Raw genomic sequence first — 9,438 nt, 5'->3', positions numbered from 1 at the left:
ACTTGCGCGACCACAAGGCTGTCTCTCCCCCCGCCACGCGCACCCCGCAGCGAGAGTGGGGGGCGGGCCGGGCCGGGCCGGGGCACCCCCCCCCGGGCCCCCCCCCCGGGCGGGCACCTCACTCCTGCCCGGCCGGATGAACCGTCCTCCGGCGCGCCGATGAGTTCGCGGGCACCCGTGGGTCTATCTCTTGACGGAGACGACCGACTCATCGGGAGCAAGCCATGGGCCTCATCCACATCGAGCTGTTCGCGACCCTCGACCTCGTCGGCCAGGCGCCCGGCGGACCCGACGAGGACCCGGTGGGGTTCCCGTTCGGCGGCTGGCAGGCACCCCTCCTGGACGAGGTGGCCGGGGCGCAGATCGGCGCCGCGTACGAAGGGACCGACGCCCTGCTGCTCGGCCGGCGGACCTACGACATCTTCGCCGCCTACTGGCCCCACCAGAACGGCGGCGAGGACAACGAGATCGCCACGCTCTTCAACAGCGTCCCGAAATACGTGGCCTCCCACGGCAGGCCCGACCTCTCGTGGGCGGGGTCCACGCAGCTCGGCCCGGACCTGGCCGCCGCCGTGCGCGAGCTCCGTGACCGGCACGAGCACGTGAAGGTCGTCGGGAGCCTGAACCTGGTGCAGACCCTCCTGCGCGAGAAGCTCTTCGACCGTCTCGACCTCTGGCTGCACCCGATCGTCCTCGGCGTCGGGAAGAAGGTCTTCGACGGCGGCGAGGTCCCCACCAACCTCGCCCTCCTCGAACCGCCGACAGCCGGACCGAAGGGCACCGTCTACCTGCGCTACGGGCTCGCCGACGGCACACCCGCCACGGGAGACATGAGCGCTCCCGACCGCGGTGTCGCAAGCGACCGCTGACGCCACCCCGCGCCCCGGTCCGTCGCGCCCGCGCAGGACGGGACCGCGGCGCCGGACGGGCCTACCCATCAGGCCTACCCACCATCGTCCGGAGTCCGGCGGTCTGAGGATGTCGAGAACGTCCCCCCGGCTCCGTCCCGGGGAGAGCGGCCGCCACCGGCCGCACGAGGAAGAGGGAGGAATCGGCATGGCGATTCAGCGGATGGACAACGTCGGCATCGTCGTCGAGGACATGGACGCCGCCATCGCGTTCTTCGTGGAACTCGGTATGGAGCTGGAGGGCAGGGCGGCGGTCGAGGGCCCCTTCGCCGATCAGTGCACCGGACTCGACGGCGTCCGCTGTGACATCGCGATGGTCCGGACCCCGGACGGTCACAGCCGGCTCGAGCTGGCGAAGTACCGCAGCCCCGCGGCGATCAGCGCCGGGCCGCGCGACCGGCCGCACAACGTCCTGGGCACGCACCGCGTCATGTTCGCCGTCGACGACATCGAGGACACCGTCGCCCGCCTGCGCCCCCACGGCGCCGAGCTCCTCGGCGAGATCGCCCGGTTCGAGGACAGCCATCTGCTCTGCTACGTCCGCGGCCCGGAGGGCATCATCGTCGGACTGGCCGAGCAACTGCGCTGAGCGGGAGGACCGGGCGCGCGGCCGCGCCGCCGAGGGCGGGGCGGGCCGAAGTCGCCCGGCCCCGCCCCGCCGCCACGGGCGGCGACCCGGCGCCGGGGGCGCAACAAGGCGGGCCCGGATGCGACTTGGGTCGCACGGAACCGTGCCGCGATCGCGACTGCGGTCGTACGCGAGGGCGACCGTGGAGGGACGCGGCGGCGCGTACCCCGCGCCGAGGATGACCCGGTGACCGAAATCATCACGGGACTGCAACTGTCCCCGCTGGAAATCCTCGTCCTGCTGGGTGCCGTCGCGCTGCTGGCGGCGCGCTGGCTTCCCCCCGCCGCCCGCCCGGCCGTCACGATCGCGGCGGCATCCGGATTCGCGCTGTCCGCGCTCGTGCTGAGCGCGGTGGGGATCCGCTGGCAGATGCTGCCGGTACTGACGGGCGCCGCCCTCGCGTTGCCGTTCGCCGTCGCTCCTCTGATGCGACGACGTGCCGGCCGACCGGCGAGGCGGGCCCGATGGTGGGTGGCCCTGCCCGGATCGCTGGCCTGCGCCGGTCTGACCGTCATGGGACCGGCGGCCGCCTGGGCCTTTCCCGTCCCCGTGTTCCCCGAGCCGACGGGCCGCTTCGCGGTCGGCACCCGCGTCGTGCAGTGGACCGATGCGGACCGCCCCGAGACCGCCACGCCGGAACCCGACGACCGGCGCACGGTCGTGGTCCAGCTCTGGTATCCCGCGCGGAAGGGCCCAGCAGGCGCGCGGCGGGCCCCGTACCTCGGCCGCACGGAGCAGGAGGCGCGCATCGTGTCCAGCGCCCTCGCGGACTACGCCGGCTTCCCCGGTTTCCTGATCGACGGTCCCGCGCGGGCCCGCACCCATGCGGTCGTCGACGCCCCGACCGCCCCCGATGGCGCACGCTTCCCGGTCGTGCTGTTCTCTCCCGGACTGGGGGGAGTGCGCACGCAGAACACCGCCTGGGCGGAGGAACTGGCCAGCAACGGCTACGTGGTCGCCGCCCTCGACCACCCGTACGACTCGGCCGCGGTCGTCCTCAACGACGGCCGGACGATCAACACCGAGATCGCCTCCACCGGCGACGACGACGAAGATGACAGACGGGCCGCCGACACCACGAGGGTGCGCGCCGCGGACCTCGGCTTCGTCCTGACCCAGCTGGGCCGTCTGGACCGCGGTGAGATCGACGGCCCGCTGACCGGACGTCTGGACACCGGCCGGGCCGCGGTGACCGGCCACTCCCTGGGTGGCGGCGCCGCCCTGCAAGCAGCCCGCCAGGACCACCGGTTCGCCGCCGTCATCGATCTGGACGGCTACCCTCGCGACCCCGACCTGCTCCCCTTCCCCCAGCCTGCGCTCGCGCTCACCCAGGCCATCAGCCAGGAGACCGACCCGCGCTACATACCCCGCCTCACCGAGGTCCTCGAGCTGAGCACCGCGACCAGCTACCGGCTCACCATCCCCGGCGCCGCGCACCTCACGTTCATGGACGCCCCCCTGTACCTGCCGCCCGTGCCCTCGATCGTCGGCTCCCTGGGCCGCACCGAGAGCCCGCGTGTCGTCGCCGCCGCCACCCTCGCGTTCCTGGACACCACCCTGCGGCACGAACCCGGTGACCTGGCCGGAGTTCTGTCGGCCTACGGCGACCTCAGCGTCCACCGCCCGGGGGACGGCCACTGATCAGCCGGGCCGCGGCAACCGACGCCACACTCCTGGCCCCGCGTTTCCCCCGTACAGAGGGGGGGCTGGCCCCACCATCGACCGACCCGCTGCCCGCATGGTCCGGCGGGTCTCGCGGAGCGAGGCTGAACGGGTACAGATCCACCAGGCAAAAGAGGGAAATCCCTGTGTTCAGCTTCAAACCGCCGTACCGCCGCACCGCCCGCGCCGCCGCCATCGGCGCTCTCGCGGCCGCGACCTGCGCCACCGTCATGGCCGGCAGCGCCGGAGCCATCGTCAACGGGTCGGACTCCACCGAGCGTTACCCGTTCATGGCGACCGTCCCGATGTCGGCCCCGACGGCCGGTCTGCTCGACGGGAACTGCGGGGCATCGCTGATCGACGAGCAGTGGGTGCTGACGGCGGCCCACTGCGTGCAGGGCGAGGCCCTCGAGCTCGAGGGCATCGTGCGCCTCGGCAGCGAGCAGCGCAAGTCCGGCGGCACCCTCCGGAAGATCGACCAGACCTTCGTCCACCCCGGCTACGTGAACGGTGAGGGCACGGCCCCCAACAAGGACGACATGGCACTGATCCGTCTGGACCGCCCGGTCGCCGCGAAGCCCATCAAGATCGCCAAGCAGCCGGGGAACCCCGGCACGCCGACCCGGCTCCTGGGCTTCGGCACCACCTCCGACACCGCGTTCGTGTTCCCGGACCGGCTGCAAGAGCTGAACACCCGTCGGGGCGCCGAGTCCGAGTGCGCACCCGGGTACGCGGACCGGACCCGACTGTGCACGATCACCACCGTGCCCGGATCCATGGCGTGCTTCGGAGACTCCGGCGGGCCCCAGATCCAGAAGGGCCGGAACGGCCGTTGGGAGCTGATCGGCGTCACCACGGGACCCGGCGCCCCCGGCGTGCCGTGCTCGCAGGGCCCCGGCCTCTACACCAGCGCGCCCGCCTACGCGGGCTGGATCGACAGGACCATGAAGGCCAACAGCGCACGGTGACCGCGGTGAAGGGGTCACTCGCCGGGACCGGCACGCACGACGGCACGGCGGCGACCGGCGGTGTGACCGCAGCGCGGACCTTCGCTGGCGCCGTCGGTGCCGTCGCAGTGCTCCGCGGCCGGACCTGACGCGCCGTCTGAGCGAAACCCCGGCAACCCCAGAGGCGGCCCCCCGGACGGGGGCCGCCTCTGGCGGTGGAGGGGTCAGGCCGTGGGCCGGGGCCGTACGTCCGCGGCGGGACCGTACTCCGGCAGCGCGATGTCCCCGGCCTTGGCGAACTGGGCGGCGAGCAGGTTCCGCATCGGCCAGCGGGTCATCGACCGCATCGAGAGGTCGCGCAGCCGGATGCCGAGCCGGCTCGAGGGGGCGTAGCCGGAGGCGCCGCCGGGCGGGAGCTGCTGTGCCTGGCTCACGTACGGGCGCATCACCGTGTCGTAGCGACGGAAGGCGGCACCGTGGTCTCCCGCGGCGGCGGCGATCTCACCGGCCAGGACGTAGGCACCGACCAGGGCGAGGCTGGTGCCGAGGCCAGTCAGGGGGGTCGCGCAGTAGCCGGCGTCGCCGAGGAGTGCCACGCGGCCGCGCGACCAACGGTCGAGGCGGACCTGGCCCATGGGGTCGAGGAAGAAGTCCGAGGAGGTGCGCATGGCCCGCAACAGGCGTGGGGTCTCCCAGCCGACATCGGCGAAGCGGCGGTCCATGAGCTCCTGTTGGGCCGCGATGTCGCGACGGTCGTAGGGGAGCGGTGGCGAGCGGAAGCTGAAACCGGCCTTGATCTCGCCGGGGAGGCGGCCGGGCCGGGCGGAGACCACCAGCCCGCCGGGCGCGTTGTGCATCACGTACCACCCGTCGAGCTCCAGATCGTCGACGGCGGTGAACCAGGCCGTGTAGAGGCCGATCGGACGGACGAAGTCCCGCTCGGGGCCGAAGGCCAGCGCGCGCACCACGGAGTGCGGCCCGTCCGCGCCGACGACGAGCGCGAACCGGCGCCGCGCGGCCTTCTCGAAGGTGACGGTGACCCCGTCCGCGTCCTGAGCGATCTCGGTGATGGTGTCGTCGAAGAGGTACTCGGTGTCCGGCAGGGTGGCCTCGTACAGCAGACGGGCGAGGTCGCCGCGGAGGATCTCGATCTCGGAGACGATCCCCTCGCCGCCGAAGCTGTCGGCGGGCAGCCGGGCGGTGGTCCGGCCGGAGGAGTCGACGAGCGCGAGGCCGCGCTGGTCCACGCTCTGCGCCCTGGCCCGGTCCATCAGGCCCATCCGCTCGATCACGGTGCGGCCTGCGCCGCGCAGATCCACGGTCTGTCCGCCCGGCCGGGGTTCCGGCGCGCGCTCCACGATCGTGACCGCGAAGCCCGACTCGCGTAGCCAGTACGCCAGCGCGGGCCCCGCGATGCCGGCGCCGCAGATGAGTACCTCGTTGTTCGGCATGCTGAGAACGTACGCCGTACGCACGGGAGGGCGCAAGCGCTGAATCGCCGTGCAGCAGGGGAATTTGGGCAGTACTGCACTAGTGCGGAGAGCGGGGGAAGGCGCGGGTGCGCGGGTATCGCCCGGCGTCGGCGGCTAGGATGGCGCCTGTCCAGGTGCACTAGTGCGGAGGGGGATCGGTGGGCGCACAGGCGGTACCGCGTTACAGCCAGATCGTCACCGAGTTGCGGCGACGGATCGACACGGGCGAACTGGCCCCGGGAGACCGCGTGCCCTCGACCCGCGAGATCACCCGCCAATGGGGCGTCGCCATGGCGACCGCGACCAAGGTGCTCTCCGAACTGCGCCGCGAAGGCCTGGTCCGCGCCGTCCCGGGCGTCGGGACGGTCGTGGCGGCACCGAGCCGCCCGGCACGGCCCGCCCGGCCCGCTGCCGCCCGCCCGGCCGGCCCGCCCGACGGGTCCTCGGTCCAGGCGGCGCTCACGCTCGGACGGATCGTCGGCGCGGCCGTCGCGGTCGCCGACACGGAGGGACTGGCCGCGGTCTCGATGCGCCGGCTGGCCGCCGAGCTCGAAGTGGCGACGATGTCGCTGTACCGGCACGTGGCCGACAAGGACGACCTGCTGATGCGCATGATGGACAGCGTCATGGCGGAGAGCCCGCTGCCCGCGGACCCTCCGGACCACTGGCGGGAGGCGATCGAACTGGCGGCCCGCCAGCTCTGGGACCTGTTCCGCCGCCACCCGTGGCTCGCGCCAGCCCTGTCGGTCACCCGGCCCCAGATGCTCCCCTCGGCCCTGCCGTACAGCGAGTGGATGCTCAGGACCCTGCACGCGCACGGACTCGACCTGCGGACCGCCTTCACGGCGCACCTCACGCTGCTCAATTACGCCCGGGGCATCGCCTTCAACCTGGAGACGGAGCGCGAGGCCGAGGCGTCCAGCGGCCTCGACAACGAGGAGTGGATGGACACCCAGGAGCCCGCGCTCCTGGCGATCTTGGACACCGGCCGGTTCCCCGCCCTCTCGCGCCTCGCCACGGCCGGTTACGACCTCGACCTCGACGCCCTCTTCGAGTTCGGGCTTCAACGCCTCCTCGACGGCCTCGCCGCGGACCGGGACCGCCCGTAGCGGAGCTCGGCATCACCGTGGCTCAGGGGTGCTTCGCCTCGGGATGTGTGGCGCCCGCACGGGTCAGTGTGCGGCCGCGGGCCCGTTCACGGGGTGTTCCACAGGTTGTTCAGCTCCGGCCAGTCGGGAGGGCTGACGGGCTGCTTCTCCGGCGTCGCGGGATGCCGAAGGCCGCTCAGGACGAGGTCCAGGTAGCGCAGGTGCAGTTCGACCGCACGCTCGGAGGCCGTGGGCAGGCGGGGACTGAGGTGGCTGAGCAGCAGCGGCAGGTCCGCGGAGCTGACGTCCTCGCGCAGTGCGCCGGATCGGTGGGCGGCGTCGACCAGGTCGTCGAGTGCGGCCTTGAGACGGTGGGAGGCGGAGTCGATCTCGTCGGTGGCCGGGAGGCGACCCCCGATGAGGGGGAGGAGGGAGACCCCGTCGGGAGAGGACAGCGCGGCGCGCAGGAAGGCCGCCAGCGCGGTCCAGGGGTCGCCGTGGTCCTCCATGGCGCGGCGGGCCAGGGAGGCCAGTTCGTTCATGCCCTGCACGCGCAGCGCCTGGGCGAGATCCTCCTTGGCCGGGTAGCGCCGGTAGAGGCTGCCCATGCCCACGCCGGCACGGCGGGCGATCTCCGAGACGGGTGCGTTCCAGCCGTGCTCGGCGAAGACCTCGCGCGCCGCGCGCAGAACCCGCTCGTCGTTGAGGTCGGCCTCTTTCCGGCGTCCGCTGGTGGGTCCGGTGCGGGCGGCGCGCATGCTCGTGCTCCTTCGGGGTGGCGGTCGACGCCGACCCCGGCGTGGGGTGGGGCCGGCCGCTCAGTGCTGGTGGGCGGCGACCCGGTCCAGTGCCACCGCGGCGGCCTCGGGCGCGGGGTCCTGGTGGTGCGGGCGGATGCGCAGGGCGCCGACCAGCAGGATACCGAGGACCGCGAGCGCGGCGGCGGCCCAGAAGCCCACCGTGAACGCCTTCTCGGCGGGCACGGGCGTGCCCCGCACGGTGAAGGTCTGCAGGAAGCCGACCGCGAGCTGGCTGCCCACCGCGCTGCCGACCGTCCGGATGACGGTGTTCAGACCGTTGCCGGCGGCGATCTCGCGGCGCGGCACGAGCGCTGCGACCAGGTCGGCGAGGGACGCGTACCCGTAACCCGCGCCGAGGCCGACCAGGGAGAACCAGAGCGCGATCTGCGCCGGGGAGTCGTGGAACAACGCGGTGAGCACGGATCCGGTCGTCATCAGCGCCATGCAGGCGAGCAGGGGCGCGCGGGTGCCCAGCCGCGCGCGCAGCCAGTGGGCGGTTCGCCCGCCGACGACGACGAGGAGTGACCCGGGGAGCATCAGCAGGCCGGACTGGACGATGGTCAGACCGGCGCCGTAGGAGGCCATCGGGCGCAGGGCGGCCGGAAGACCACTGGGCAGCTGCAGCAGTTGCGGGACCAGGACGTAGAAGAAGAACGGCACCATGCCGATCAGCAGGGCCGCGAGGTTCGTGACGAGCATCGGCAGGTGGGTGACGTGCCGGAGGTCGAGGACCGGGTCGGACCGACGGGACGACACCGCGCCGAGCACGGCGAAGAGCACGACGGCGGCCGCGAACAGGGACAGGACTCCGGGGGAGTGCCAGCCCCACTTCGTGCCCTCTGTGATCGCCAGCAGCAGGGCGACGAGCCCTGCGGCCAGGAGCAGGGCACCGGGCACGTCGATGCGCTTGCCGTGGCGCTCGGGGCTTTCCGGCACCCAGAGAAGGACCATGAGGGTCGCCAGCGCGATGATCACGGCTTCGGTGCCGAACATCCAGCGCCAGGAGGTGTGTTGGATGATCAGGGCGCCCACGACCAGGCCGACGCCCGCGCCGCCGCCGAGCATGGCGGCGGTGAGACCGAATCCGGAGGCTATGCGTTCCTTGGGCATCGCTTCGCGGACCAGGGCCAGGGCCAGGGGGAGCGAGGCCATGGAGGCTCCCTGCACGGCGCGCATCGCGATGAGGAAGCCGATGTCGGGAGAGGCCGCGGCCGCCAGGGTGCTCGCCAGGAACACGAGCATGACGAGCAGGAGGAGCCGGCGGTGGCCGTACGTGTCGCCGAGCAGGCTCAGTACCGGTGTGAACACGGCCCCGCCGAGCAGGAACGCGGTGACCAGCCAGCCAGCCAGCCGGCCGTGGCGGTATCGGCGTGCAGGCGCTCGCCGAGCACGGACATCGCGGGGATGACCAAGGTCTGCATCAGCCCGTAGGCGCCCACGGTGGCGAGCAGTGCGGCCAGCACCGCGTTCGGCCTCGCTGTGGCCTTGGCGTGGTGCGGAATTCTGGAGCCGTCCACTGACCAGGGGCATTGCATGTTCGAGATCGGTCCGGTTCGCCGGTCTTGTGATGTGATGTCATGTCTCGTTCTGGGGATGGTTGTTCCCCGGAACGCAGTGCAGGCACGGTGCCGGTGATCATGTGGTTGTCGAGACCCATGAGAACCGAGCGAGACCGTGCCTGCCCGAACATCATCGCCCATGCCCGCCGGGCTGGGACACCTGACCCTCCAGAATCGCGCTGTCACCCGACAGGATGCCGCTGACCTGCGGCGCTTCCTGATCTGGGTGCCCGACCCACGCAGTCGGCGGGGGCGGCGGTATCCGATGCTCCCCCTGTTGTGCGCGGCAGCTTCGGCCGTGCTGGCCGGTGCCCGTTCCCTCATCGCGATCGGGGAGTGGATAACGGACGCCCCGCAGTCGGCCCTGGAGGCCC

Annotated in this window: 10 protein-coding genes; 6 read left to right on the top strand and 4 right to left on the bottom strand. The window is 72.7% G+C overall.

The features are described from left to right. The first annotated feature begins 224 nt into the window (after positions 1-224). The 4 genes from ACWF9Z_RS29740 to ACWF9Z_RS29725 all read left to right on the top strand — a co-directional run bounded on the left by ACWF9Z_RS29740 (position 225) and on the right by ACWF9Z_RS29725 (position 4,166). Complete coding sequence (locus ACWF9Z_RS29740) at positions 225-869, top strand: dihydrofolate reductase family protein (RefSeq protein WP_453607059.1); 645 nt, start codon at positions 225-227, stop codon at positions 867-869. Positions 870-1,056: 187 nt separating this feature from the next. After that, positions 1,057-1,497, top strand: coding sequence for a VOC family protein (locus ACWF9Z_RS29735; RefSeq protein WP_453607056.1), 441 nt, complete (start codon positions 1,057-1,059; stop codon positions 1,495-1,497). A 225-nt stretch (positions 1,498-1,722) separates the two neighbouring features. Beyond that, positions 1,723-3,177, top strand: a complete 1,455-nt coding sequence (locus tag ACWF9Z_RS29730) for an alpha/beta hydrolase family protein (protein ID WP_453607054.1) — start codon at positions 1,723-1,725, stop codon at positions 3,175-3,177. A gap of 167 nt (positions 3,178-3,344) precedes the next feature. After that, positions 3,345-4,166, top strand: a complete 822-nt coding sequence (locus tag ACWF9Z_RS29725; RefSeq protein ID WP_453607051.1) for a S1 family peptidase — start codon at positions 3,345-3,347, stop codon at positions 4,164-4,166. Between the two features lie 203 nt (positions 4,167-4,369). Here ACWF9Z_RS29725 and ACWF9Z_RS29720 read toward each other — a convergent pair whose 3' ends face one another. After that, a complete protein-coding gene (locus tag ACWF9Z_RS29720) occupies positions 4,370-5,596 on the bottom strand; it encodes an FAD-dependent monooxygenase (RefSeq protein ID WP_453607049.1) in 1,227 nt (408 codons plus the stop codon). 179 nt (positions 5,597-5,775) lie between these two features. Between ACWF9Z_RS29720 and ACWF9Z_RS29715 the strand changes: the two genes are divergently transcribed. Beyond that, positions 5,776-6,726: a TetR/AcrR family transcriptional regulator C-terminal domain-containing protein gene (locus tag ACWF9Z_RS29715; RefSeq protein ID WP_453607046.1), complete on the top strand. Its 951-nt coding sequence runs from the start codon at positions 5,776-5,778 to the stop codon at positions 6,724-6,726. Between the two features lie 86 nt (positions 6,727-6,812). On the opposite strand, the gene ACWF9Z_RS29710 is transcribed toward ACWF9Z_RS29715, so the two are convergent. The 3 genes from ACWF9Z_RS29710 to ACWF9Z_RS29700 are packed head-to-tail and all read right to left on the bottom strand — an operon-like array spanning position 6,813 to position 9,022. After that, positions 6,813-7,463 carry a helix-turn-helix domain-containing protein gene (locus tag ACWF9Z_RS29710; RefSeq protein WP_453607044.1) on the bottom strand — a complete coding sequence of 217 codons (651 nt, stop codon included), beginning with the start codon at positions 7,461-7,463 and terminating at the stop codon, positions 6,813-6,815. A 60-nt stretch (positions 7,464-7,523) separates the two neighbouring features. Beyond that, the gene (locus tag ACWF9Z_RS29705) at positions 7,524-8,813 is read right to left on the bottom strand and encodes an MFS transporter (protein ID WP_453607042.1); all 1,290 of its coding nucleotides are present in this window, start codon (positions 8,811-8,813) and stop codon (positions 7,524-7,526) included. Then, positions 8,795-9,022: a hypothetical protein gene (locus tag ACWF9Z_RS29700; RefSeq protein WP_453607039.1), complete on the bottom strand. Its 228-nt coding sequence runs from the start codon at positions 9,020-9,022 to the stop codon at positions 8,795-8,797. Before ACWF9Z_RS29700 ends, ACWF9Z_RS29705 begins: the two co-directional genes overlap by 19 nt. A 181-nt stretch (positions 9,023-9,203) precedes the next feature. Here ACWF9Z_RS29700 and ACWF9Z_RS29695 point away from each other — a divergent pair. Next, on the top strand, positions 9,204-9,438 hold a 235-nt coding region (locus ACWF9Z_RS29695), incomplete at its 3' end, for a transposase family protein (protein WP_453607037.1).

Source organism: Streptomyces sp. NPDC054961, assembly GCF_053609145.1.
The sequence above is the reverse complement of the archived record's forward strand: the minus strand, read 5'-3'. Positions and strand labels throughout refer to the sequence as shown.

What these genes read in the sequence shown, in the direction of transcription:
- ACWF9Z_RS29740 (WP_453607059.1), top strand. Translation starts at nt 225, where the DNA reads ATGGGCCTCATCCACATCGAGCTGTTCGCGACCCTCGACCTCGTCGGC.
- ACWF9Z_RS29710 (WP_453607044.1), bottom strand. Translation starts at nt 7,463, where the DNA reads ATGCGCGCCGCCCGCACCGGACCCACCAGCGGACGCCGGAAAGAGGCC.
- ACWF9Z_RS29720 (WP_453607049.1), bottom strand. Translation starts at nt 5,596, where the DNA reads ATGCCGAACAACGAGGTACTCATCTGCGGCGCCGGCATCGCGGGGCCC.
- ACWF9Z_RS29735 (WP_453607056.1), top strand. Translation starts at nt 1,057, where the DNA reads ATGGCGATTCAGCGGATGGACAACGTCGGCATCGTCGTCGAGGACATG.